The organism is Ureibacillus sp. MALMAid1270, assembly GCF_049202975.1.
Lineage (GTDB): Bacteria > Bacillota > Bacilli > Bacillales_A > Planococcaceae > Ureibacillus.
In genome coordinates this window covers 1-24,104 of the sequence record NZ_JBMIRP010000028.1, presented here as the reverse complement: position 1 = coordinate 24,104, position 24,104 = coordinate 1, and the positions used below count along the sequence as shown (strand labels likewise).

Sequence of the window (24,104 nt, the reverse complement as noted above, 5' to 3'; positions counted from 1 at the left end):
GTACCTCCAAACCTTCAGGAAATAGACGATTTTACTATAATATACCATAGTTTAAATTGTGTGGCACAACTAAATTTCCAAAAGTTTGAATAATTACAAAATTCGATAAAAATTATTCGTTAACTCTTACCATATCCACCACGGTTACAGCAATAAAATATGTAATAATTGAGATCACTGCACCTTTCCAACCAAATAATAATAACGCTAACAAAAAGATGAAAATATTAATAACGAAAATAGCTTCCCCAATCGTTAAACGAGTTTTTTTAGAAATTAATAGTGCAAGAACGTCTGTCCCATCTAATACGCCACCATTCCGAATAACGATTCCAATACCCATTCCAAGTAAGATACCGCCAATAATTAAAATTAAAATTGTGTTTCCTTCTAGGAATGGGGATTTCCTCTCTAATAATCCAGTAGAGATTGCTAACGCAATAATGCCAAAAGAAGCTGAAAATGCAAATCGCTTACCTAAAAACTTCAACCCTAAAAGTAAAAATGGAATATTTAAAAGAAACAACAATACGCTTAATGGAAATCCACCGATCCCAGAAAGCATCATGGAAACGCCTGTAATACCTCCATCGATTAACCCATGGGGGATTAATATAACTTCAAGGCTGACAGCTGCCATCATCGCTCCAATGAAAATCCAAGGTATTTTAATGGCTAGTTCAATAAGATAATTCTTATATGGCCTAAATGCTTTCAAAAAGATGCTCCTTTTATCTAAAAGTAACGTACATTGTAGTTGCTCATTTACGACTTTAACTTTTCCCATATTATTCTTATGAGAGGAAAGGATATATGATGAGCATAGTAGAAATAAAAACGTAGTATGGATTTTGAAAATCATATTCTTAAGAAATCAAAAGTAGATAAATAGTGGTATTGATAGAAAAGGAGAATTACATGGAAATAAAAATATTAACTGAAACAAATGCTCCAGAATACCAACAACTAAGATTAAGAGCACTACAAACTAATCCAGAAAGTTTCGGTTCGACTTATGATAAAGAAGTAGCTTTCACATTGGACTATGTAAAAGAACGAATTCAGCCAACAAATGAGAAGTTTGTATTAGGGGCATATGACTACGGTAATCTAGTAGGTTTTGCAAGATTTGTACGTGAAACTGACCAAAAGGTAATACATAAAGGGAATATTTATGGTATGTACGTTGCACCGGAAATGCGCGGTCGTGGAGTGGGGAGAGCGATTCTTATCGATATGATTGATCGCGCTAAAAAGATGGAAGGGGTAGAACAAATTCATCTATCGGTAGTTTCTTCAAACCTTAGTGCGAAAAAGCTATATGAATCTCTTGGATTTAAATCCTATGGAGTTGAACCAAATGCGCTAAAAGATAACGGCCAATATTATGATGAAGATTTTATGGTTTTATTTATCGATTAAAAGAAAACCCTTGAAAATTTTGAAGTTATGGGGGGATTGCTATTCGTACAAAGCGTGAAATGATGGATCTCATACTGAAAGTCGCAATTGATGATGAACGCGTAAGAGCAGCCTAGAAGTACCAAGCTACAGCACGGGCATAAAAGAACTAAGAAAAGGTCAAAATCACATCTTTCTAACAACAGACGGACTTGTTGAATGTCCAAATGTAAATTATGATCAACCGATTGAAATTTTCAAACCATTCCAAAATCAAACAAATGAACAAGGAGTTCGATATTTATTGGAAGACATTAAGAAAAACGGTGTTTTGGATAGTACGACGATTCTTTCTTGGTTTGTGGAGATAGAAGAAGAGGGAATGCAGCCGAGTGATCGGGTTTAGTTAGTTTACGAGTTTCATCTACTATGGGAGGTATTAATTTGAAACAAAACATTTATGACAATCCGATTTTCTTTGAAGGGTATTCAACAAAACGAGAAACAGGTCTTACTATTAATGACTTTGTCGAACAACCTGCTATTAAATCGCTATTACCTGATCTGGAGGGGAAAACGGTATTAGATATAGGTTGTGGTATAGGAGCTAACGCTAAATACTGTGCTGAAAATGGGGCAACTAAGGTCATCGGTGTAGACATATCAAGCAATATGATCAATAAAGCGAAAACAGATCATCCTCATGAGAAAGTAGAATACATTTGTGCACCTATTGAAGATTTGGAACTGGGTGATCAAACATTCGATTTAATCATCAGCTCCTTGGTATTCCATTACGTTGAGGATTACGGAAAACTGATCGAAAAAGTTTATGGTTTATTAAAAGATAACGGGCAATTAATTTTCTCTACGGAACACCCTATATCAACTGCTCGAAAACAATTTAATAGACAAATGAAAAACTGGATTCGAGATGAAGAGGGGAATCCGCTACATTGGGCAATTGACGATTATCAAGAAGAAGGAAAACGCGAATTTCATTGGTTAGTAGATGGGGTTATTATATATCACAGAACTTTATCAACATTAATTAATACATTAGTGGAAAAAGGTTTAGTCATCGAAAAAATAATTGAACCCCAATCAACGCCAGAAGGATTAGAAAAAGTTCCATTATTAATCCAAGAACAACGCAGACCAGCTTTTATTGTGATTAAAGCAAGGAAAAGTTAAGGAGACCATCATTGTGGATATATTAAATAGCTATATTCAAGCAACGAATACACATGACTTTAACGAAGTAAGAAAATTAATCCATCCAGATGCAGTGTATTACTTCACTAATCATACTTGCAAAGGTCATCAAGAGATTCAACAATTCTTTGAAAATACTTGGGCAAAGATAAAAGATGAAAACTACGAAGCTCACGATGTCACTTGGTTATTTCAAAATAGTCACTCTGCATCTTGTGTCTATACCTATTTCTACGAAGGATATATCGATGGAACGTATGCAAGTGGAAAAGGACGAGCAACGAATGTATTTGTAAATGAATCAGACAGATGGTTATTGATTCACGAACACTTAAGCCCTTTGCCAAGATGAAACTCTAAATGATAGGAAGTGAATGTATGACAACTGTTGTAAATATTAATCTTGCTCGTACATTGGAACAAGCCGAAATTGATATGCTCACTTCAAGACTTACTGCAATTCAGAACATCAAAGAAAATCCAATGGGAATCGAAATTCAAACTTTTGGACACGCAACAGCTTTCTCAGCAAAAAACATACCCGGTCCATCTTTTAACACAGTGAAAGGATTAAGAGCTGGAGATGAGCCATATGTAGAAGCGATAATAGATTACTTTGACCAAAAAAATATTCCTATATTATTTGAATTAACCCCAGCCAATACTTCTAAAGAATTACTTACATATTTAAATAAACTAGGATTTTATCAAATTGATTTTCATACTACACTGTATAAGCATTTATCTATGGAAGATTGCCTAAATCCACAATTGGATTCTGATATTACAATACGAAAATTAAATGAAAATGAATTTGACCTGTTCGGTGAAATTTATACGAAAGGTTTTCAAATGCCTGATTTTCTTGCAGGAGGGGTAGCTGCAAATAATAAGATTCTTTATTCTAATCCTCAGTGGACGTTTTACCTTGCAATGATTGGGGAGCGACCAGTAGGAATTGGGGTATTATTTGAAAAAGATCAAGTCGCGACACTTGCAGCTGCTACGACTCTTCCAGATGAGAGAAACAAGGGCATTCAAAGTGCTTTAATTCAACAGCGAATGATAGAGGCAATTCACAATGAAAATAATCTAATAGTAGGACAAGCTAAATTTGGATCTGTTAGTCAAAATAATATGGAAAGAGCAACGATGAAAATCGCTTATACAAAAGCGATATGGATAAAAGGAAATTAATCTTTTTTGAGCACAAGACTCTTTATCCACTAAAAATTCTTTTATTTGATAAAGTGAGAGTGTGCAAATTATTCATGTATTTTCTGTTTGATGGGGAAGGAAATCATTTAGATGTTTTATTCTTTAGCAATACTCATTATCATCATAGATCAACTAACAAAAATATGGATTCGAATGAATGTTGCAATTGGTGAATATTTTCAAATAGGGAATACACCAATGTATATCACCCACTTGGAAAATAGCGGTGCTGCTTTTAGCTCGTTTCAAGGATATGGTCGTTGGTTTGTACCATTGGCAATTTTTGTAGTGGGTTTTCTTCTATATTATCGAAAAAGAGAAGGGAAAAGATGGCTACTTGAAATTGGTGCTGGTCTCCTTGCAGGTGGGGCAATCGGTAATGCCATTGACCGAATTCTGTTTAACCAAGTAACTGACTTTATCACAATTGGAACGAATAATGGAATACTCAATATTGCGGACTACGCATTAAATATTGGGCTGGTTTTATTAATTGTGGATACAGTTAATACCGAGCTTATTCAAAAAAGGAATAAAGAAAAACAAGGGGGAAGTAAGTTGAAACAAGCATTACTAGTAATTGACGCGCAACGAGGGATTATTGATGGAGATGGGGCATACGAAACTGGAGTTTTCGAGAAAGAGAGATTAATAAATAATATTAATAAAGTCATTCAAGACGCACTAGGTCAAAATATTCCGATTATCTTTATTCGAGATACAGAAATAGGTGGTGGGGAAGGTCCAGACTTTCAAGTACATCCAGATATCAATGTACCTGAAGAGGCTGTTGTTTTTAATAAAACGGCGACGAATTCGTTTTATGGAACACCATTACTAGACCATTTAAATAAGAATAATATTGAACATCTTGTTGTAATGGGCTGCAAGACAGAATATTGTATTGATACAGCGGTAAGAGCTGCAACAGTGAACAAATTTGATGTAACGCTTGTAGGGGATGGCCATTCAACATCGGATTCTAGTGTACTGTCTGCAGAACAAATTATTCAACACCATAACCGAGTCCTTCACGGTCATGATAATGTGGATCACTTCTCACTAGTTCGAAAAGCAGAAGATGATTTATTCAATCCAATTCACAATCAATATCGTTAAATCAATGAGCGTTTCTACTCTACTAGTAGAGGCGCTTTATTAATTAAAAACACCTCTAATCCCAGTGAATTAGAGGTGTAGTATATTAAGCTTTCGGTACGTGTGTATTATTCTGTTTCTTCCGAATGACGAATACAGATAACACAATATTAAGAATGATAAAGAAAAATAGTAATCCGAAATAGATGATATTAACTTTAAATGTATTTTGGAATATCGAGAAAATATCATTATTAACCATAAGAAAAATAACAGTAAAGTAATATAATAACATCCCACTATAAATAAGTGCAGCAACATTTAAAAGTATAATGATACTCTTCCAAATGTTAAGACGATTTATATCCTTTTTGAATATAAAATAGAGATTAATAATATATAAAACGAAAATAGAGAAAAACCAGACTGATATAAAAATGGTGATCAACTCCTATTCAAAGGGTATCATTCATTTTATCATATCGTGCGTTTTCAGAAAAACGTGGGCCATCGCACGTTGTATTGGTAAATTTCTCATGACTTATAAATAACTCATTAAGGAGGATTTCCTTTGCAAAACCAAACATTACATATCCTAAACGGTCAATCGATGTTTGATCACTTCAAAAAAACCGGCTTTCTAGATGGGGAGATGATGATCCCTTTTAATGAAGCTATGTGTTATGGAAAGACGACAGAAAATATTTTTTCGAATGACTTTATCGAAAAACGCGCGGAAGTACATCACGTTACAATACAACAATATGCAGACATCACATTAAAACCGCTGGAACCTTTATTAAACGGTGAATTCACAAACTTGGAACTTTGGTTTGATTCTGATATGTTTTGCCAAATGAACATTTTAACAATTCTAGCTTGGTTAGATCAAAATCAACACAAAGGTATAATAACACTTCATATTGTGGATGATTTTTTCACACCTATTGAGAAATACACACTTAAAGCAAATGACTATGCAGCGCTTTATAAGCAAGTTTTGATTCAAAAATTAATGCCTAGTGAAATTACCTCTCCACCATTGAAAAAGGGAGTTGAGCTCTATTTAAACTATTTAAATCCTGATAGCGACCTTCAAATTTATATTCGAGAGCACATAAACACTCCTGAAAATGAACTTGTGCGTAGCTTACTAGATCAGTTTAAAGAGTATGGATTAGGAGATACTCAATATATTGCATTAATCCAAAATTTTCGTAGTGAAATTAATAGGTAATAACAAGCAAAGACTAATGTTTTCACTATTGTATGATAAATGGGCAAAAGTGGGCACAAAGTTAGTTGTAAACCATTACATAGAACTAAATTGTTTATTCATGTTATGAACAATATAAAGGGATTTAGAAGGAAATGTAGTATTTATTGTTAAGTAGCACTAAAAAATTTATCGTATATAGAGATATAAAACATAGAGGAGCTTCGGGATGACGCAAGAAATTACATATAAATTTTGGACTGTTGTGATGATTCAAGATGGAGACAAAATCTTGTTAATTAACAGACAACACGATGATTTTAAAGGGTTTATACCTCCTGGTGGGAAAGTAGAATTTCCAGAGAGTTTTGTAGAAGGAGCAATTCGAGAGGTAAAAGAAGAAACTGGTCTGGAAGTTAGTAATCTTGTATTCAAAGGATTTTCTGAATTTATTAACTCAACGGAAAACAAACGTTACATAATGTTGAACTATTGGACAAAAGATTTTAGCGGCGAATTATTAGAAAACCCTCCGGAAGGCGAGTTACATTGGGTGGAAATAAATGAAGCGAAAAAATTACCAATGCAAGACGATATTAGAATCCGATTTGATTTATTTTTCGAACCTGGGACATTTGAAATTCAAACCATATGGAATGTAGAGAAAAATGAACCTGAAAAAGTAACGATCAATCGTACGTAATGCAATATACATAGGAGGTTTTCATATGAATATCAATACACTTTCAATTAATAAACAATGCTGGGATGAGGTGGCACATCGCTTTTATGGTAGAAATCCACTGCCTGAATATGGCCCATTTGCGCCAAGGGAGGATGACCTTAATTTACTAGGTGATGTAACTAACTTAAAAGTTTTAGAGATAGGGTGCGGTAGTGGGCATTCATTGAAATATATGGAACAAGAACACGCGGCAGAATTATGGGGATTAGATTTATCTAGTAAACAACTGGAGGCAGCGCGGGATTTACTTAGCGATTCTGCAAAGCCTGTCCAACTGTTTGAATCCCCAATGGAAGACGATCCAGGATTACCAGCCGACTACTTTGATATGGTTTACTCTATTTTCGCATTAGGATGGACAACCAACCTTGATCAGACAATAAAAAACGTACATCGATATCTTAAAAAAGGTGGAAGCTTTATTTTCAGTTGGGAACACCCATTGTATAGTCGGGTGAAAAATGAAAATAACACACTTACTTTCAATAAATCTTACCATGAAGAAGGGCCATACAATCATGAAGGTTGGAGCCATACAGCAATTATGCAGCAATTAAAAGTAAGCACTTATATTAATACATTAGTTAACAATGGCTTTAAAGTGGAGAGAGTGGTGGAGGAAGTAGTTACAACTGAATTAGACGTAGAGAAACATTCCAACCGTTGGTATAGTTATGAAAAAGTGCAATTCTTACCTACAACACTAATTATTAAAAGTACAAAGTTAAGTGATTAAAAGTTTAAGGAGTGATGTAAGTGCCATTAATCGACCCGACGATATTTTTTCGAACGAAATGCAACAGAAGATGGTTTGCCAATTACTCATTCACGCTATTTTGTTCATGCAACGGTTTGATCTACTTGGATAAATTATTTAATCAATACAAATAATAAAGATGATCCAACAATCACTAGCTTTTCTTGCTTAATTTGTTATTTGGTAGTAAAAGCATCGTAAAACCGGTAGAACATGTTATAATTAGCCTTCGCTAAGTGTAATTGGAGGTGTAAATAAATGAATAAACGATGGACAATCGATGAGATTAGAAAATTTGTAGAGAACAATTCTGAGAGTAAATTACTAACAACTGAATATCATGGTTTCTCTCAAAAATTATTATTCAAATGTTCATGTGGTAATAACTTTGAAAAAACATTTAAGAAATTTAAAGATAATCACCAACGTAAATGTGAGGTTTGTCAACCGCCAAAAGCTTCGCGTTAATTGGATTAAATAACAAATGTGCTGATTTCTATTGTAGAGAAATTAGCGCAACTTGTTAAAAATCCGAAAAAGATGAATAAAATGGATTAGACAAATATATAATATAAGTATATAATGAAATTAATAAGTCCTATATGGAAAAAGCTTGAATTCACCTATTACAAAGAGTAATCGTGTTGTTCGGTACTTTTTGTAATATGTGAATTTTTTTATTTTAAAAAGCTTATATATTAAATTTAACTTAATGGAGGTCATTTAAATGACACAAGGTACAGTAAAATGGTTTAACGCAGAAAAAGGTTTTGGATTCATCGAGGTTGAAGGTGGATCAGACGTATTCGCTCACTTCTCAGCGATCCAAGGAGAAGGTTTCAAATCTTTAGAAGAAGGTCAAAAAGTTGAATTTGAAGTTGAACAAGGTCAACGTGGACCACAAGCTACAAACATCGTAAAACTTTAATTTTCACAATAAAAAGAGGAATCCTTTAACAAAAGGGTTCCTCTTTTTTTGTTCGTTGGAGTATTTATAAGGGTAATATTCATGTTAGGCTTGAACAACATTATAGATTCTCATTTTGTTGTTGTATCTCTTTTTCAGCAAAAATTACATTTGCTTCTTTCAATTCGTTATATTCATCTACAGAATTCCCAGGTACACTTTTTAAATTTGGATAGCGCGAATCATTTTCAATCGTTACTTTTGGTTCTTCAGGTGCTGTAGTAAGGTACTTTTCTTTTTTATCCAATCGAATCACTCCTCTATAAAAGTTTTTGCGATTGGGACAAAACTATACATGTTGCCACTTAAACCAACTAATTTAAGAGTTCTTAAACTTAGAAAATAATTTATTCGACAAACTTTGATATCAAAGTAGGCTATTCTTCATACAATATAGTTGGGGTGAGAAAATGGCAAGAGTGAAATACCGGGATAAGGATGTTGACTTAATCGCAAGAATGATGCGAGCGGAAGCAGAAGGCGAAGGAAACCAAGGGATGTTATATGTTGGAAATGTCATTGTTAATCGTGCAATTGCCGATTGCTTAGATTTTAGAGACGTTAGAACAATCGAAGACGTCATTTTCCAAGTACAAGGTAGTAACTATTCTTTTGAAGCTGTACAAAAAGGGAATTTATTTTATAATCCAGCAAGACCAAATGAACAGAGATTAGCAAGACAAGTTTTGGAGTATTGGAGACAACATCCAGCGAAATATGCTCTTTGGTATTTTAATCCATATGGGCCTTGTCCTCCAACTTGGTACGGCCAACCCTTTACAGGACAGTTTAAAAATCATTGTTTCTACGAACCAGCACCTGGAACATGTGATAGTGTTTATAGATGAAAAATCCTTAGTCCTATTCAGAGAATGGGACTAAGGATTTTTCTTAAGTTCCTCTGTGCTTTCTCACTTCTAGTGGAGGATTGTTATGAATCACTTGGTTAAACTCTTTCGAGTATTCTTCACGATGATTAATATCTTTCTTCGGCTTCTTCATTTTTCTAAAGCTCGTTTTACTTTTCTTAGCCATCGAGTGTTCGCCTCCTAAAATGATTGACAGAGTCTTACTTAATTTGCGACAAAATGTTGGATTTATTCAGAAGGTAATTTACCTTAATTTGTCGAAGTTAGGTTTAGGTGTATTTTGTATTTTTGAAATATGAGGTAGGGGGAGTTTTCGGTGCAATTACATGAAATTATTATTTTTGGACTTGTCTGGGGTTCGTTAATGATTTATTTCTTAACGCCATTTAATCAGAATGTAAGTGCAGATACCAAAGATCAAACGATAATAACATTTTCGCAAGCTTTTAAGAAAAGCTTAATTAAAGTTGTTTTACATAAGAAGGCGATTCTCACTGGAATATTGTTAATATCTACGATTACCTATTTTGGATTTTATTTTTACTCAACTACAACATATATTAAAGCTCATGGAGAGTCAGAATTTACAAAGCTTCCCAAGGTAGATGATATTTATTATTTAGTTGGTGTTTGTATTTATGCTGTAATCCTTTATTTTTGTGCGGCACTAAATTGGTCAGGTAAATATATGAAAAACTCCTCAAAGTAAATTAACATCATTTGCAAGTATTAATCCAATAAGATTAATACTTGTTTTTTATTTCATTAACCATCCAACTAGATGGTATAAGGATGGTAACGCTTACATATATTTTCTAAAAGGGAAATGGGAGGGATATGTAATGGCGGAAACAGAAAAGATTACGATTAATATGAATGTTGTTGATTTAGGAAAAGTGGATCTATTAGTAGAGCAAGGGTTTTATTCAAATCGTACCGATTTTATAAAGGCTGCAATTAGACATCAATTATCAACGTACTCAATTATTGTTGAACCTCTCATTAAAGAAAAAGCATTTGCAGTTGGTATTAGCTATTTCAATAAACATTTGCTTGAAGAAGTGCTAACACAAAATAAAGTACTGGACATTAAAGTACTAGGAATGCTTGTTTTAGCAGATGATATTGACAAAGAATTAGCCATAAAAACAATTAATTCCTTAAAAGTTTATGGAGTGCTAAAGGCAACACCGGAAATACGTAATGTCATAAATGATATTAATAAAGAGAAGGTATCTCTATAAATTAATTTTGTATTGGAAAAATAATTTTTATTAATAATGTATAAAAACATGCCTTGTATTCATTTTAATGTTAAAGTTATATTCAAACATTAAAAGTAAGTAGGAGAAACAACATGATCGAAGTAAGAACATCTACAATAAGCGATGGCGAATTTAATCGAGGCGTATTTGCAACACGTGATATAAAAAAAGGGGAGCTTATCCATGAAGCCCCTGTTATTGCATATCCAAATGAACAGCATCAACATATTGAAAAAACATTACTTGCTGATTATGCATTTGAGTATGGCATTAATCACACAGCTATCCTTCTTGGGTATGGTATGTTGTTTAACCATTCTTATGAACCGAATGCAACGTATGATATCAATTTTGACAATCACACATTTGACTTCTTCGCATATAAAGATATAAAAGCGGGAGAAGAAATTTTTATTAATTATAATGGCGATGTGGATGACAAAGAGCAGCTCTGGTTTAACAAAGATTATGTCGGAGATGAAGAGTAATGTTCTTTTGATAAATAAAAGGGAGACGACCTGTCTCCCTTTTATTAGTTAAAATTTATCATAAGCTGAATCGAAATAACCAGTAAAACGTATTAACCTAGCACGTTCATATCTACCACCGTCATCTTCCCAACGGTCAATTTCCCCAAACTCATCGTCAAAGCTAGGTGGTTTTTTATCACCATCAGTTGAAGTACCCGATCCTTTTTTGAATAAATAGCTTATGAGATAAATGGTTACATCATCCTTTTTTCCATATTCACTCTTATTTTATGTGATAGTGAATTTTTAGTTCATTTAAAGAAGATGTAGTTACTTTACTTTGAAGATTTTTGTGGGAAATTCGGCTATTTGGTGTACCAAAATCTTTCGTTTTCTTAATGCGTTGATGGATGTTTTAAGTGAAGCATAACTTCCTATAGCTCCATAACCATAAAACCACCCCATAACCATTCCAGCAAATACATTATAGCTATGGCTAATAAATATGGATAACAACAGTCCTAATACAATGGCTAAAGTCGGTATAAATACAGATTTAATATGTAAAAGCTTTTTTAATAATTGAGTTAAGATCATGATAAAGGGTACTGCAATTAGAACATCCCAAATACTTGTATAAATCGTAGGAAAATCCATATCAACACCTCTTTATTGAATATAAATAGTATTAATTGAAGTATTTACATAATTCGACTACCTATACTAAGGGCTAAAAAATAAAAATCCTTTAATTTGAAAGAATAAAGGTATTCTTTACATACGAATGATTGAATCTTTTTTGACTTTCAATCGTAAAAGATAATAGAAGAATTAAAAGGGGCGTGAAATAATGAAATGGTCTAGTTTTGCTAAGGGAATTACTGGGACGTTCGAAGCTGTTTTAGCCATTCCATTTTTTGGTGGGTTACTTGTAATTTTAAGTGGATGGCAACTATTAACCCTTGGATTAATATTGCATATAATAACAGCTGCCATTGCAATTTCTAATCGAACTTCAGTAGCCCCAAGTATTTTAGGTATCGTAACAAGTATTATTGCATTTATTCCAATTGTCGGTTGGTTCTTCCATGCAATTACAGCAATTTGTTTATATATTAGTGCCTATAAAGATGCGAGAACAGAGGCTTATCATAGATAGTAAATGAGAGCTCATGATTATTCGCAATCTATATTAAGCGTTATCCTATAGGGTAACGCTTTTTATACACAAAAATAGCGATAAAAGTAAAATGGAAAAATGAGAATAAAGGAGTATTTAATAGGGGAATTGTTGTGTATTTGATATTGACCTTGATTATATCAAATAGTATATAATCAGATAGAAAAGCTATGGATTAAAAGAATTAAAGTCAATTTCTCAAATAATCCATGGAAATAAAAAACATTCTGTTACCTCCTTAAATTTATCAGCAAAGTCTGGTATGAAAAGAGTGAAATGAATATTACAGGTCCTTAATGAATTTAAGGGTCTGTTTTTTTGTTTATTTAATAATTCGAATTTTAAAGGGTTTGCCATAATCATTGTTGAAATTAGTAATAAATGGAACAGGGGGTTTTTATATGGAGGAGACATTTAGAGTATCTCTAAATTCCTATTTAGAAAGTTGGAGAAGTTCTTCACTGGCTGAGTTAAAGGAATTTTTATCCACTGACTACATGTGTAGAGAAACATCAAAAGGGGAAATTGTAGACTTTGGATATGAAGAGTCCATTCAGGGATGGGAACAGGGTTTTAACTATGTGACGGAAAATAAAGCTGAATGGAATGTAAAAGAAATTGCAATCATGCCATTAAAAGCTGGTGAAAATCTAGTCATCTTATCTGCAACAATTATGATAAATGGTAATAGTATAGGTACTTCCAATCTATTTTTCGAAACATTTAAACAAGATCCATCAACCAGTAAGTGGCAGTTGGTTAGAAGTTATGTTGAGACCGGGGTAATCAATGAAAATATAGACAAGATTGAATTTCTCCAATCGGGAGTTTAAGAAACATTTAGTTCGCTACAACAGCAGTAGGGGGATTACACATGCAATATAATCATCAGGAAAAAACTATCACAACAGATAGACTAAAACTAAGGCTATTCGAGCAATCCGATGCAGAAACAGTTGCGACACTATGTAATAACTACAATATCTATAAAAGCACGTTATATCTACCATATCCCTATAGTATTGAAGATGCTCTAACATGGATTCAAAGACACAAGCAAAATTTTAATGAGAACAAAGCATACGAAATGGCTATAACAAATAAGGAAACAGGGGAATTATACGGGGCAATCGCACTCTCTAATAATCAAAGTTCAAATCATGGTGAAATAGCCTATTGGGTTGGTGAAGTATATTGGGGAAATGGCTATGCAACTGAGGCAGCAAAAGCAATGATCGAATTTGCATTTGAAATCAAAAAAATGCATAAAGTATTTGCACGTTATTTTAGTTCAAACCAAGCTTCAGGTAGGGTGTTGGAAAAGTTGGGCATGAAACAAGAGGGAATCCTAATAGACCATGTCATAAAAGAAAATCGTTATGAAAGTCTAGTTTATTATGGAATTATAAATCCAAAAGATTAATAGAAAGGGAGCAATTTATGTACGGAAAATTAATGAGAGTAGGTACAACGTATATACCTGTTAGCAATGTGGAGCTCGCATCCCAATGGTACGTTAATAAGTTAGGGGCTCAGTTAAATTATCAAGATGATGACAAGGCAATTATTAATCTTGCCAATCAAAGTTTCTTCCTCGTAAAAGCATATGAAAACCAATCTTCAAACTTCCTTGATCATCATGGAATAGAGCGTTTTTCTATAACATTCGAAGTAGATGGTTTAGATGAGTTAGTGGCATTACATAATACCTTTAAGTTGAATGACATTAATGTGGAGGACATCGAAAATCGAGGTCATTCAGGAAGAAACTTTGTATTTTGCGACTTAGATGGCAATAAATTTGACGTATGGAGTGAACTAAGTCCAACGTTTAAGGAAAAATATTTGAATAATAATGTTTAAGCTATGAACAACATTTATGACCTTACTGTACGGTATACTTGCAGTATTTTTTTGAGAAATGAAAATCAAATTCTAAACCGTTATACATTAATCTTTTTGTCGGATACTTACTACATTTAAGGTGGTGTACAAAGTATACCTTTAATTTTAATAAAGTAGAGTTGAAAAATGAAGATGGTCAAGTGCAAATCGTACTACATATCGACACGGCACATCAACTTGAAGAGTATGGGTCCGAATTTAAATTTTATAAAGGGGATTCACTAAAAACATCTGCCAAAAAATTTGTGAAAAAACATTTCCCGAAACTGAAGGTAGCTTCCATTGTAGTTGTGGCGTTTAATCCAGAGAATAGTGGATTGACGCTTTTTTTATTTATTTTAAAAAAACGACAGACTCTCCAATGTTATATTCTTTAACAATTTCTTCGCCGTTTTCTTTCCAAGATAAAGTCACGATTCCTTTACTTAATAAATCCTTAATTTCATCGTTAGAAACTTCTCCTGTATAAATGACGATATTTTCTTCATGTGTAAATTCATGAGTTTCAGGAGTATCAAATTCATATTGGTTTCCAAACCAATAAATATCGTCACCTAGTAAATTTCTAAAATCCTGGTCCAACTCAAAATGATACTCTTCAACATCATCTGTATAGCTGAATTTAAATGTAAAAAGTAATTGCTTAAAATTTTCTTGCTCCGGATGATTAACATGTTCTAAACCTCCGATTGAATCATATGTCTTTTCATCTACAGTTGAAATTTCAGTACGAATTTGTGTACTTGGATTGTTTTGATAATATAGATATACACCAGCAATTAGTAAGCCTATAAACAAAGCAAATACTATAGAGTATTTTTTACTCAATTACATACACCTCCAATTCTCGATTTTTATAGTCAAGAGTCGTCTTTTTTCCATATTATGGTTCAATTTAATCATAGACGAATGAAGAGAAAAAGTGAATTAATCGACAATGAAATTTAGAAATTAAATATTCTTTCAATGACTCTTAGTTCTATATTCTTTAAATTCCCAGTTTCCAACACACTCGTTAGACTTTTTGCATATTTTTAGTGAAAGTCAAAAAAGAGGGTGAAGGAAAAGATGACTTCAATTGAGTTTCCTGCACTATTATCAGGTCCTATCATACGCCGAGTGGACCAATCTCATGCCTATATTTGGATTGCTACAAGTAAAAATTATCTGATTAATGCACAATGTTTTAAAATTGAATTTAAAAATGAAGGAAATCAGTGTATCGAAATAAGAATAAGAACGAGAAAACAAACAGTTTCCCTAGGGAAAAATCTATATGTCCATCTCCTTGAAATAACTCCAAGCAAAAAGTTCCCACTCAATCAATTAATCGGCTATAACCTACACTTTAAAAATAAAGATGAATCCTTTGATCTAGAGGATTACTAAAAGCGGAATCTAAATAGTAAAAAAATAAGGCGTTAATCTAAAGGATTAGCGCCGTTTTTTATAGAACTAAATATAGAAAGAAGTAAAGCTATCGATTTAATTGTTATGCTAGTTCATTAATGTCTCAAGAAGAAAACAGTAAGGGGGAATTTGATGTTCAGCAAGAAAGAGTTAGAAAGAATGAGATTAGAAGGCGAAAAAATAGCACAAGAAATGCAAAAGGAAAAAGAAGAGAAAGAAATTGGATCTGAATACAAAGCGGGCGAAATAGAAGTTTCCTGTATCCATTGCAAACACAACAAGTTTGAACAAGGAAAAGCAATGCTTAATACAAGAGGATTAACATTTTTAGACTTGGAATGGCTAAACGATGAAGTAACCACTTTACTATGTAAACGTTGTGGATTTATCCATTGGTTTGGTAGCGAGGTTGTCAAAATGGAAAGTAAATAAGTATCGCTTAATTATCTTAGTCGTGTAAAATCTATTAACCTTTGTATGAATAAAAGAAAAGTTTTAGAAGGATTTAAGTATTAAGATGATTGAGATATTAATTTAACGTTAGGGGATACAAATGAATATTCAACTTAAAGCTGTAACTGAACAAAACTTTTTCGAAGTAATTAATTTAAAATCTGATGAAGTGCAAGAAAAATATATTCAAATCTATGAAAGATGGGTTGGCTCAAATGCGTTCTTTCTAGGAATGAGCCATGTTTATGGTTTAACGGCCAAAGCTATCTATGATGGTGAAGAATTGATTGGATTTACATCACATGGATTCATGAAAACTACCGGTCGTTATGAGTTGGTCAGCATGATGATTGGTCATAAGTTCCAAGGCAAAGGCTATGGGATTCCGGTTTTAAATGCCATAGTCGAAGATATGATTAATACACATCAATGTAAGGAAATTTATTTATCCGTTATACATGATAATGAGCGTGCCATCCGCATTTATGAAAGAGTTGGTTTTAAACCAACTGGAGAAGTGGAAGAGGGGCATCATCCAGAACCAATCTATTGCTTGGCGATTGAATAAGTTATGAAAAATTATTTAGGTTATAAAATTACTATAATGAAGGGACGATTGGTTTAGTTAGAACCAATCGTTTTTCTAACTTGTAAAGGACTAACTTGTGGATAATTTTTTTATGTTAATGTGAAAAATATATACTTATAATGTGGAAAAGTAGAGCAACTGAGGATAAAGTTGTTGAAAAGTCAGAATTGTGGATAACTTTTTGAGAAATTAATAATTTAGGGAGGCTTTACCCCGTGACAGTTAAAACAATCACACCTGAAGAATTGTATCAAAAATTAAAATTACAAGAGAAACTAATTGTTTTAGATGTAAGAGCTGCAGAAAAATATAATGATTTTCATATAGAAGGCTCAACAGTAGAAAGTCTAAACATTAATAAAGCGGACATTTTTCAATTAGAGGAATCCCAACAAGAGGATCTTCATTCATTACCAAAAGACAATGAAATCATCGTAACTTGTACTACAGGAAATTCCGCTACAAAGTGTGCGAACATTTTATCTGAAAAACAATATGATGTTGTTATTTTAGAGGGTGGAATTACTGCATGGAAGGAATATATGAAAACAAAATAATTCATAAATGTATGATCTTCTGCAAAGGCAGAAGATTTTTTTATAAAAATCAAATTCATACTTTACCAGTAGGGTTGATATGATATAATAACTTTTGTTAAAAATTTAAAAACAAAATAAAGGAGAGTGAAGATCATGACTACGTTTCTTGTAATTTTGAATATTGTTATTCTTTTAGCACTTATTATTGGTTTATACACATTACAAAAGAAGCACGTTAAATTTTCAACTCGTGTATTAATAGGTCTTGGTTTAGGTTTATTATTTGGTATCATTTTAAATATTATTTACGGAACAACTTCTGAAGTTGTAACAACTTCAATGCAATGGTTTAATATTGTAGGTTCGGGCTATGCGAAACTTCTACAAATGGTTGTTATGCCATTAGTTTTAATTTCCATTATTGCTGCATTTACAAAGATTAAACTTTCTAAAAATATTGGGAAAATTAGTTTCTTTGGTATTGGTATTTTGCTTGTTACGACGGGAATTGCTGCATTAATCGGGATCGCAGCTACATTAGGCTTTGGATTAGACGGAGTTCAATTAGAAGCTGGAGATGCTGAAAATGATAGAATGACACAACTTGAAGAACGTGTAACAACAGTACAAAATCTAACAATTCCAGATCAAATTCTTTCTTTCATACCAACAAATCCATTTGCTGATTTAACAGGTTCTCGTTCAACATCAACAATTGCAGTTGTAATTTTTGCTGCATTTATCGGTCTTGCGTTTTTAGGTGTACGAAGAAAACAACCAGAACAAGCAGAACAATTTTCAAATCTTGTTGATACATTGTACACACTTACAATGCGTATCGTAACTCTTATTATTCGATTAACGCCTTATGGAATTTTAGCAATTATGACAAAAGCTGCTGCAACTACGAATTATGAAGCTATTTTAAATTTAGGTCAATTTGTAATTGCTTCATATGTAGCGTTAATTGCTATGTTCTTAGTTCATTTACTATTAATTAGTTTTGCAAAATTAAACCCTATTACTTATGTTAAAAAAGGCTTACCGGTATTAACATTTGCATTTACATCTCGTTCAAGTGCAAGTTCTTTACCACTAAATATTAAAACTCAAACAGATGGATACGGTGTTTCATCAGCTGTTGCGAACTTTGTTGGACCATTTAGTGTAACAATTGGTCAAAATGGTTGTGCGGGGATCTATCCAGCAATGTTAGCAGTAATGGTTGCACCAACTGTGGGAATAAATCCTTTAGATCCAGGATTCCTTGTGACACTTATTTTAGTTGTTATGATTAGCTCTTTTGGTGTTGCAGGAGTAGGGGGAGGAGCAACTTTTGCTTCATTAATCGTCCTATCTGTCATGAATCTACCAATCACAATTGTTGCTCTATTAATCTCTGTTGAACCTTTAATAGATATGGGACGTACTGCACTAAATGTAAGTGGCGGTATGACTTCAGGTATATTAACAGGTAGAATCACTGGAGAATTGGACGAAAAAGTATATAACGATAAGTCCGATCTACATGATGTAGCAGAAGAATAAATTTAAAGAGTAATATAGAAATTCGATTCACTAGATAAATTAATAAGCGTTATCCTACAAAAAATTGGGGATAACGCTTTTTTACATGAATTAGATTTTCACTATACTTTGGAATAAATAAGTATTGAAAGAAATCAATAAGTAGAATATTATTATAACAGTTTTATATAAGTATATTGTTATATATAAATGTAGTGTAATTTATTTTCATAGTTGGAGAAAGGATTTATTGAAATGGCGATTTTAGCAACGTTGATTTTTTTATTAACATTAATCATCGTTATTTGGCAGCCGAAGGGGCTAAATATCGGATGGACTGCATGTGGTGGGGCACTATTAGCTTTACTTGTAGGTGTAGTTGATTTTCAAGATGTATCAGAAGTAGTAGACATTACATGGAATGCCACATTCGCTTTTGTAGCAATCATTCTAATCTCACTTATTTTAGACGAAATTGGTTTATTTGAATGGGCAGCATTACATATGGCTAGAGCAGCTAATGGTAATGGAGTAAAAATGTTTGTTTACATTAGTTTTTTAGGAGCGATTGTATCAGCACTATTTGCAAACGATGGTGCTGCGTTGATCTTAACACCAATTGTGTTGGCAATGGTTCGTCATTTAGATTTTAAAGAGGCAATGATTTTCCCATTTATTATGGCAAGTGGGTTTATTGCAGATACAACTTCTTTACCGTTTGTAATTAGTAATCTAGTGAATATCATTTCTGCTGATTACTTTAATATTGGATTTGCTGAATATGCAGTAAGAATGGTATTACCAAACATATTTTCATTAGCTGCCACAATTATTGTGTTGCTCATTTATTTTAGCAAAAGCATTCCAAAAAAATATGATATTTCAAGATTGAAAAATCCAAAAGAGGCGATTAAGGATAAGGCAATGTTTAGATTGTCTTGGGTTGTATTATCCGTATTAGTAATCGGTTATTTTACTAGTCAATTTCTTCATATTCCAGTGTCATTTGTTGTAGGTCTTATTGCTATTTTCTTTGTGTTAATGGCGAGAAGAAGTCCTGTAGTAAATACAATGTCAGTAATAAAAGGAGCACCTTGGAATATCGTATTCTTCTCAATCGGAATGTACGTTGTTGTATATGGAATGGGGAATGCTTGGTTAACGGGTTCACTTGCGAGTGTAATCCAATTCTTTGCAGATCACGGTTTGTTTACAGCGACAATTGCAATGGGCTATATTGCAGCATTTTTATCTTCAGTGATGAACAATTTGCCTACGGTTATGATTGATGCATTAGCGATTGCAGAAACAAGCACAACTGGTGTTGTAAAAGAAGCACTAATTTATGCGAATGTAATTGGTTCTGATTTAGGACCGAAAATTACACCTATTGGATCACTTGCCACGCTAGTATGGTTACATGTGTTATCTCAAAAGGGTATTAAAATCTCTTGGGGAACTTATTTCAAAACGGGGATTGTGTTAACATTACCAATTTTATTTATTACATTAGTGGGTCTTTATATAACATTATTAATTTTCTAAAAGGAGCTAGCAAATATGTCCCATAAAACAATTTACTTCCTATGTACAGGTAATTCTTGCAGAAGCCAAATGGCAGAGGGATGGGCTAAAAAATTTCTTCCTGATTGGGATGTGAAAAGTGCAGGGATTGAAGCCCATGGTCTAAACCCGAATGCAGTGAAAGCAATGAAAGAAATCGATATCGATATTTCAAAACAGACATCGGACATCATTGACATGGAAACCTTGAACAATGCTGATTTAGTTGTTACTTTATGTAGCGACGCAGCAGATAAATGTCCTGTTACACCACCTCAAGTTAGAAGAGTGCATTGGGGCTTTGATGATCCAGCAAAAGTACAAGGAACAGATGAAGAAAAATGGTCTGTTTTTCAAAGAGTCCGTGATGAAATCGGTTCTCGTATTAAAAAGTTTGCAGAAACTGGCGAATGAAAATTTTAACAAATATGGTTGTAATTTTTAGAATTGAATATTATTATATAAGCATATACTTATACAAGAGAATGAGGTGAAGAGGATGGACATTCAATTTCTTGAAAAACAGTTAAAGGCAGTATCAGATGCGAATCGACTAACTTTACTTAGTTGTTTAAAGTCAGGCGAAACTTGTGTTTGTGACCTAGTGGATGTTCTCGGACTTTCTCAACCTGCTGTTAGTCAACAATTAAAAAAACTTGAAGAAGCTGGTATTGTAACGGCGCGTAAGGTGGGAACTTGGAAACACTATCGTATTTTAGAAGAGCAAACACCAGCAATTCAGTCTATTATTGATCAATTAGAGACAAAATCACCAAACCAATGTAATACTTGTGATTCATAAAATGCTTGTACATCATTCTGGGGTTAAGAGTAAAGAATTTTTTTACGCATATATGAAGTTAATCTTATTGTCGAGAACATCCTCTTTCGAAGAGATGTACACAATTGTTCTAGACCAATTCTTCAACGGGAATATTGAAGAATACGGAACTTACACGAAAGAACAGTTTGAATTGGCTTTAAATCAAATTAGGAAAGAAATAAATAAGTAGCCATGCGCTACTATTTATTTTAATTAATATATAAGTAAATACTTATATTAGGAGGGATTTAACTATGAAAATGACTTTCAATATTTTAAATCAACCGGCTGAATGTTGTAGTACTTCATCTAGTTATTCTACGTCAGAATCTTCTTTACCAATCGCTATTATAGGGGCGGGGCCTGTTGGACTTGCTGCAGCTGCACAACTAGCTACAAAAAATTTACCATTTATCCTGTTCGAAAAAGGAAGCGAAGTCGGAGCGAATATTCGTACTTGGGGTCATGTAAGATTGTTTTCTCCATGGAAGTATAATATTGATCAGTCTGCAAAGCATTTACTTTTACAAACAGATTGGCAAGAACCAAATGAAGAAATTGTTCCAACAGGGAATGAGTTGATTGACCAATATCTTATTCCTCTTGCAAACTTAGAAATGATAAAACCATTTATTAATACAAATCACGAAATTATTGCGATTACACGTAAATTGAATGACAAAATGAAATCTAAGAACCGGGATTCTCAATCCTTCTACCTCTATGTTCAATCAGAAGGGGAAATAAAAACAGTTGAAGTTCGCGCTGTGTTAGATGCAACAGGTACATGGGGAAATCCAAACCCGGCTCAAGGAAACGGAGTTTGGTTACCGGAAGAAAAATCAATGAAAGCACGTATTGATTACCATATTCCAGATGTGGAAGCACATCAAACTGATTATGCAAATAAAAAAATTGCTGTAATCGGGGGCGGACATTCAGCTATCAATTCTCTAATAAATTTAGTCAAATTACAGGAAAAAGCTCCTGATACTGAAATCACATGGTTTCTACGTAAGAATAGCATCGAACAGGCGTATGGTGGTGAACAAAATGATGCACTACCTGAGCGTGGAGCACTTGGACTTCGCATTCGTCAGCTTGTTGAAGAAGATAAAATAAAAGTGATTACACCATTTTATATTTCTACTCTAATAGATGAAGGAACGATTTCTATTATAGGGAATTATAGTGAAGAGGAGATTACTTTAAAGGGATATGACCGACTAATTGTGAACACTGGTAGTCGCCCAAATTATTCGATAAATAGTGAGTTACGTTTTAGCATTGACCCAATAACAGAAAGTGTGACTTCTATAGCACCGTTAATTGATCCAAATGTTCATAGTTGTGGAACAGTTCGTCCACATGGGGAAGCGGAATTACGACAACCGGAGAAAAATTTATATGTGGTAGGTTCAAAAAGCTATGGTCGTGCGCCAACATTTTTAATGGTAACTGGCTACGAACAAATACGTTCCATCACTTCTTACTTAGCAGGAGATGTAGAAAGTGCAAAACGAGTTGAATTAACTTTACCTGAAACAGGCGTATGTAGTAGCGGTATTAGTGGTTGTTGTTAATACAAAGGGAGCGGGGGAATTTTTGTGTTCATTCGTCAATTAGTAGAATCTGATTTAGATGCAGTACTTAGTATTTATGGCGAGGGATTAGCCACGAAATGTGCAACATTTGAAACGAATATTCCATCTAAAGAAGTATGGAATAAGAAATATCATCCAACATTACGCTTTGTTGCTGAAATAGATGGAATTGTTGTGGGTTGGATTACGCTTTCTCAAGTTTCTATCCGGGAAGTATACCGTGGTGTTGGGGAAATAAGTGTTTATATTAGTGAATCGGCACGTGGTAAAGGAGTTGGGACATCGCTAATGGAAAAAATGATTGAAGAAAGTGAAAAAGAGGGTTATTGGACATTAGAATCCGTTATTTTTGCTATCAATAAATCGAGTTTAGCTTTACATGAAAAAATGGGGTTCCGTATCGTCGGTATAAGAGAGAAGATTGCGATGAGAGACGGAAAATGGCATGACACGATTATCATGGAAAGAAGAAGTAAAGACATTGCATAAATAATTAACTATATCTGTTAAACGGTGAACGTTAATCTAAAGGATTAACGTTCTTTTTGTTGAATTCTTATAATTAGTAAGGGAAATACCAAATAACTTAATTCAAATATGGGGTGAGTGAATTGGGTTTCAAAGAAGGAGAAGTTTTGAGTGATCCTAAGATTAAGATGTATATCTTTGTTTCCATATCAGTAATTACCTTAATTTTTACAATCATTATCCAGCTTTCTTATATCAAAAAATTTACTGACTTTATCTCGGAGGACTATTTGAATAGTAATCCAATTGTTAGAGTAGAAAAAATAAACGATGATGAATTTATAGAATTAAATGTTTCTGAAAGTGTACAAAAAGAAATCATAAACTTATTAAAGGATTTAGTGGTAAAAATAGATGGTCCTGAGAGGTTATATACACGAGACGATGCAGATTATATGATCTACTCAAATTCGAACAGAGATTTTAGAATATTTGTACTAGTCGATGAGGAGTTATTAGTTTTTCCTGAAGAAACTTTACGCGGCTATTATGTGATCAATAATGAAGATTTCTTCGAAAAGTTAGGAAATTTATTGCAATAACGAGCGAGTCTAAAGAAATTTTGTAATAAAAAATTCGAAAAAAATAATAAGTTATCGTTTATATCATTGTTGATTTAATTATACCTGAATTATTCATAAAAAATCTTTGATAACCAAATAATGCTTATCTATCAAGGTATTGAGCTAAATGGTCCATGCATCAAATAAATGAAAAAAGAATCCATTTCTGATATGGTTAAAGCAACGATGAAATAACCAC

Annotated in this window: 34 protein-coding genes and 1 pseudogene; 30 read left to right on the top strand and 5 right to left on the bottom strand. The window is 33.2% G+C overall.

Going from position 1 to position 24,104, the window contains the following annotated elements; all coding sequences use genetic code 11:
• Nucleotides 1–112 precede the first annotated feature (112 nt).
• Complete coding sequence (locus ACOQFO_RS02965) at nucleotides 113–718, bottom strand: YitT family protein (protein ID WP_421688224.1); 606 nt, start codon at nucleotides 716–718, stop codon at nucleotides 113–115.
• 200 nt (nucleotides 719–918) lie between these two features.
• On the opposite strand from ACOQFO_RS02965, the gene ACOQFO_RS02960 reads away from it, so the two are divergent.
• From ACOQFO_RS02960 to ACOQFO_RS02910, 11 genes and pseudogenes are all read left to right on the top strand, one after another.
• Entirely contained in the window at nucleotides 919–1,422 is a 504-nt protein-coding gene (locus ACOQFO_RS02960) for a GNAT family N-acetyltransferase (RefSeq protein WP_421688223.1), read from the top strand.
• A gap of 423 nt (nucleotides 1,423–1,845) precedes the next feature.
• Nucleotides 1,846–2,595 carry a class I SAM-dependent methyltransferase gene (locus ACOQFO_RS02955; protein WP_421688222.1) on the top strand — a complete coding sequence of 250 codons (750 nt, stop codon included), beginning with the start codon at nucleotides 1,846–1,848 and terminating at the stop codon, nucleotides 2,593–2,595.
• 13 nt (nucleotides 2,596–2,608) lie between these two features.
• Nucleotides 2,609–2,968 carry a YybH family protein gene (locus tag ACOQFO_RS02950; protein ID WP_421688221.1) on the top strand — a complete coding sequence of 120 codons (360 nt, stop codon included), beginning with the start codon at nucleotides 2,609–2,611 and terminating at the stop codon, nucleotides 2,966–2,968.
• Between the two features lie 26 nt (nucleotides 2,969–2,994).
• Nucleotides 2,995–3,813 carry a GNAT family N-acetyltransferase gene (locus ACOQFO_RS02945; RefSeq protein ID WP_421688220.1) on the top strand — a complete coding sequence of 273 codons (819 nt, stop codon included), beginning with the start codon at nucleotides 2,995–2,997 and terminating at the stop codon, nucleotides 3,811–3,813.
• A 111-nt stretch (nucleotides 3,814–3,924) separates the two neighbouring features.
• Nucleotides 3,925–4,329: pseudogene (gene lspA / locus ACOQFO_RS02940) on the top strand (signal peptidase II); the annotation flags it as partial.
• Between the two features lie 63 nt (nucleotides 4,330–4,392).
• Nucleotides 4,393–4,953, top strand: coding sequence for a cysteine hydrolase family protein (locus ACOQFO_RS02935; RefSeq protein ID WP_421688234.1), 561 nt, complete (start codon nucleotides 4,393–4,395; stop codon nucleotides 4,951–4,953).
• A 550-nt stretch (nucleotides 4,954–5,503) separates the two neighbouring features.
• The gene (locus ACOQFO_RS02930; RefSeq protein WP_421688219.1) at nucleotides 5,504–6,169 is read left to right on the top strand and encodes an AraC family transcriptional regulator; all 666 of its coding nucleotides are present in this window, start codon (nucleotides 5,504–5,506) and stop codon (nucleotides 6,167–6,169) included.
• 208 nt (nucleotides 6,170–6,377) lie between these two features.
• Entirely contained in the window at nucleotides 6,378–6,851 is a 474-nt protein-coding gene (locus tag ACOQFO_RS02925; RefSeq protein ID WP_421688218.1) for an 8-oxo-dGTP diphosphatase, read from the top strand.
• A gap of 25 nt (nucleotides 6,852–6,876) precedes the next feature.
• On the top strand, nucleotides 6,877–7,629 hold the full coding sequence (locus tag ACOQFO_RS02920; protein ID WP_421688217.1) for a class I SAM-dependent methyltransferase: 753 nt from the start codon (nucleotides 6,877–6,879) through the stop codon (nucleotides 7,627–7,629).
• A 279-nt stretch (nucleotides 7,630–7,908) separates the two neighbouring features.
• On the top strand, nucleotides 7,909–8,118 hold the full coding sequence (locus ACOQFO_RS02915) for a hypothetical protein (RefSeq protein WP_421688216.1): 210 nt from the start codon (nucleotides 7,909–7,911) through the stop codon (nucleotides 8,116–8,118).
• A 259-nt stretch (nucleotides 8,119–8,377) separates the two neighbouring features.
• Nucleotides 8,378–8,578 carry a cold-shock protein gene (locus ACOQFO_RS02910; RefSeq protein ID WP_421688215.1) on the top strand — a complete coding sequence of 67 codons (201 nt, stop codon included), beginning with the start codon at nucleotides 8,378–8,380 and terminating at the stop codon, nucleotides 8,576–8,578.
• A gap of 100 nt (nucleotides 8,579–8,678) precedes the next feature.
• Here the strand turns inward: ACOQFO_RS02910 and ACOQFO_RS02905 are convergent, their stop codons facing one another.
• Complete coding sequence (locus tag ACOQFO_RS02905; RefSeq protein WP_421688214.1) at nucleotides 8,679–8,864, bottom strand: hypothetical protein; 186 nt, start codon at nucleotides 8,862–8,864, stop codon at nucleotides 8,679–8,681.
• A 163-nt stretch (nucleotides 8,865–9,027) separates the two neighbouring features.
• Between ACOQFO_RS02905 and ACOQFO_RS02900 the strand changes: the two genes are divergently transcribed.
• A complete protein-coding gene (locus tag ACOQFO_RS02900; protein WP_421688213.1) occupies nucleotides 9,028–9,465 on the top strand; it encodes a cell wall hydrolase in 438 nt (145 codons plus the stop codon).
• Between the two features lie 43 nt (nucleotides 9,466–9,508).
• Here the strand turns inward: ACOQFO_RS02900 and ACOQFO_RS02895 are convergent, their stop codons facing one another.
• Nucleotides 9,509–9,652 (bottom strand): hypothetical protein, encoded by a 144-nt coding sequence (locus tag ACOQFO_RS02895; protein ID WP_421688212.1) that lies wholly within the window; start codon nucleotides 9,650–9,652, stop codon nucleotides 9,509–9,511.
• A gap of 150 nt (nucleotides 9,653–9,802) precedes the next feature.
• On the opposite strand from ACOQFO_RS02895, the gene ACOQFO_RS02890 reads away from it, so the two are divergent.
• The 3 genes from ACOQFO_RS02890 to ACOQFO_RS02880 all read left to right on the top strand — a co-directional run bounded on the left by ACOQFO_RS02890 (nucleotide 9,803) and on the right by ACOQFO_RS02880 (nucleotide 11,239).
• Entirely contained in the window at nucleotides 9,803–10,195 is a 393-nt protein-coding gene (locus tag ACOQFO_RS02890) for a hypothetical protein (protein ID WP_421688211.1), read from the top strand.
• A 133-nt stretch (nucleotides 10,196–10,328) separates the two neighbouring features.
• Entirely contained in the window at nucleotides 10,329–10,730 is a 402-nt protein-coding gene (locus tag ACOQFO_RS02885) for a CopG family transcriptional regulator (RefSeq protein WP_421688210.1), read from the top strand.
• A gap of 113 nt (nucleotides 10,731–10,843) precedes the next feature.
• Nucleotides 10,844–11,239 carry an SET domain-containing protein gene (locus ACOQFO_RS02880; protein WP_421688209.1) on the top strand — a complete coding sequence of 132 codons (396 nt, stop codon included), beginning with the start codon at nucleotides 10,844–10,846 and terminating at the stop codon, nucleotides 11,237–11,239.
• Nucleotides 11,240–11,551: 312 nt separating this feature from the next.
• Here the strand turns inward: ACOQFO_RS02880 and ACOQFO_RS02875 are convergent, their stop codons facing one another.
• Complete coding sequence (locus ACOQFO_RS02875; protein ID WP_421688208.1) at nucleotides 11,552–11,878, bottom strand: hypothetical protein; 327 nt, start codon at nucleotides 11,876–11,878, stop codon at nucleotides 11,552–11,554.
• A 193-nt stretch (nucleotides 11,879–12,071) separates the two neighbouring features.
• Here ACOQFO_RS02875 and ACOQFO_RS02870 point away from each other — a divergent pair, with 193 nt between their 5' ends.
• From ACOQFO_RS02870 to ACOQFO_RS02855, 4 genes are all read left to right on the top strand, one after another.
• On the top strand, nucleotides 12,072–12,380 hold the full coding sequence (locus ACOQFO_RS02870) for a hypothetical protein (protein WP_421688207.1): 309 nt from the start codon (nucleotides 12,072–12,074) through the stop codon (nucleotides 12,378–12,380).
• A 422-nt stretch (nucleotides 12,381–12,802) separates the two neighbouring features.
• Nucleotides 12,803–13,234 (top strand): flavoprotein, encoded by a 432-nt coding sequence (locus tag ACOQFO_RS02865; protein ID WP_421688206.1) that lies wholly within the window; start codon nucleotides 12,803–12,805, stop codon nucleotides 13,232–13,234.
• Nucleotides 13,235–13,275: 41 nt separating this feature from the next.
• Nucleotides 13,276–13,824 (top strand): GNAT family N-acetyltransferase, encoded by a 549-nt coding sequence (locus ACOQFO_RS02860; protein ID WP_421688205.1) that lies wholly within the window; start codon nucleotides 13,276–13,278, stop codon nucleotides 13,822–13,824.
• A gap of 17 nt (nucleotides 13,825–13,841) precedes the next feature.
• A complete protein-coding gene (locus tag ACOQFO_RS02855) occupies nucleotides 13,842–14,264 on the top strand; it encodes a VOC family protein (protein WP_421688204.1) in 423 nt (140 codons plus the stop codon).
• Between the two features lie 375 nt (nucleotides 14,265–14,639).
• On the opposite strand, the gene ACOQFO_RS02850 is transcribed toward ACOQFO_RS02855, so the two are convergent.
• Entirely contained in the window at nucleotides 14,640–15,134 is a 495-nt protein-coding gene (locus ACOQFO_RS02850; protein WP_421688203.1) for a hypothetical protein, read from the bottom strand.
• Nucleotides 15,135–15,374: 240 nt separating this feature from the next.
• On the opposite strand from ACOQFO_RS02850, the gene ACOQFO_RS02845 reads away from it, so the two are divergent.
• The 11 genes from ACOQFO_RS02845 (at nucleotide 15,375) to ACOQFO_RS02795 (ending at nucleotide 23,884) form a co-directional block, all read left to right on the top strand.
• Complete coding sequence (locus tag ACOQFO_RS02845; protein ID WP_421688202.1) at nucleotides 15,375–15,695, top strand: hypothetical protein; 321 nt, start codon at nucleotides 15,375–15,377, stop codon at nucleotides 15,693–15,695.
• A 153-nt stretch (nucleotides 15,696–15,848) separates the two neighbouring features.
• Nucleotides 15,849–16,148 carry a hypothetical protein gene (locus tag ACOQFO_RS02840; RefSeq protein ID WP_421688201.1) on the top strand — a complete coding sequence of 100 codons (300 nt, stop codon included), beginning with the start codon at nucleotides 15,849–15,851 and terminating at the stop codon, nucleotides 16,146–16,148.
• A 121-nt stretch (nucleotides 16,149–16,269) separates the two neighbouring features.
• Complete coding sequence (locus tag ACOQFO_RS02835) at nucleotides 16,270–16,737, top strand: GNAT family N-acetyltransferase (RefSeq protein ID WP_421688200.1); 468 nt, start codon at nucleotides 16,270–16,272, stop codon at nucleotides 16,735–16,737.
• 236 nt (nucleotides 16,738–16,973) lie between these two features.
• Complete coding sequence (locus ACOQFO_RS02830; RefSeq protein ID WP_421688199.1) at nucleotides 16,974–17,315, top strand: rhodanese-like domain-containing protein; 342 nt, start codon at nucleotides 16,974–16,976, stop codon at nucleotides 17,313–17,315.
• Between the two features lie 135 nt (nucleotides 17,316–17,450).
• A complete protein-coding gene (locus ACOQFO_RS02825) occupies nucleotides 17,451–18,845 on the top strand; it encodes an L-cystine transporter (protein WP_421688198.1) in 1,395 nt (464 codons plus the stop codon).
• Nucleotides 18,846–19,079: 234 nt separating this feature from the next.
• Nucleotides 19,080–20,369, top strand: coding sequence for an arsenic transporter (locus ACOQFO_RS02820; RefSeq protein WP_421688197.1), 1,290 nt, complete (start codon nucleotides 19,080–19,082; stop codon nucleotides 20,367–20,369).
• 15 nt (nucleotides 20,370–20,384) lie between these two features.
• Nucleotides 20,385–20,801: an arsenate reductase (thioredoxin) gene (arsC, locus tag ACOQFO_RS02815; RefSeq protein ID WP_421688196.1), complete on the top strand. Its 417-nt coding sequence runs from the start codon at nucleotides 20,385–20,387 to the stop codon at nucleotides 20,799–20,801.
• Nucleotides 20,802–20,886: 85 nt separating this feature from the next.
• Entirely contained in the window at nucleotides 20,887–21,189 is a 303-nt protein-coding gene (locus ACOQFO_RS02810; protein ID WP_421688195.1) for an ArsR/SmtB family transcription factor, read from the top strand.
• A gap of 275 nt (nucleotides 21,190–21,464) precedes the next feature.
• Nucleotides 21,465–22,793 (top strand): NAD(P)-binding domain-containing protein, encoded by a 1,329-nt coding sequence (locus ACOQFO_RS02805; RefSeq protein WP_421688194.1) that lies wholly within the window; start codon nucleotides 21,465–21,467, stop codon nucleotides 22,791–22,793.
• 24 nt (nucleotides 22,794–22,817) lie between these two features.
• Nucleotides 22,818–23,303, top strand: coding sequence for a GNAT family N-acetyltransferase (locus tag ACOQFO_RS02800; protein WP_421688193.1), 486 nt, complete (start codon nucleotides 22,818–22,820; stop codon nucleotides 23,301–23,303).
• A gap of 146 nt (nucleotides 23,304–23,449) precedes the next feature.
• Nucleotides 23,450–23,884 (top strand): hypothetical protein, encoded by a 435-nt coding sequence (locus ACOQFO_RS02795; RefSeq protein WP_421688192.1) that lies wholly within the window; start codon nucleotides 23,450–23,452, stop codon nucleotides 23,882–23,884.
• Nucleotides 23,885–24,104 lie beyond the last annotated feature (220 nt).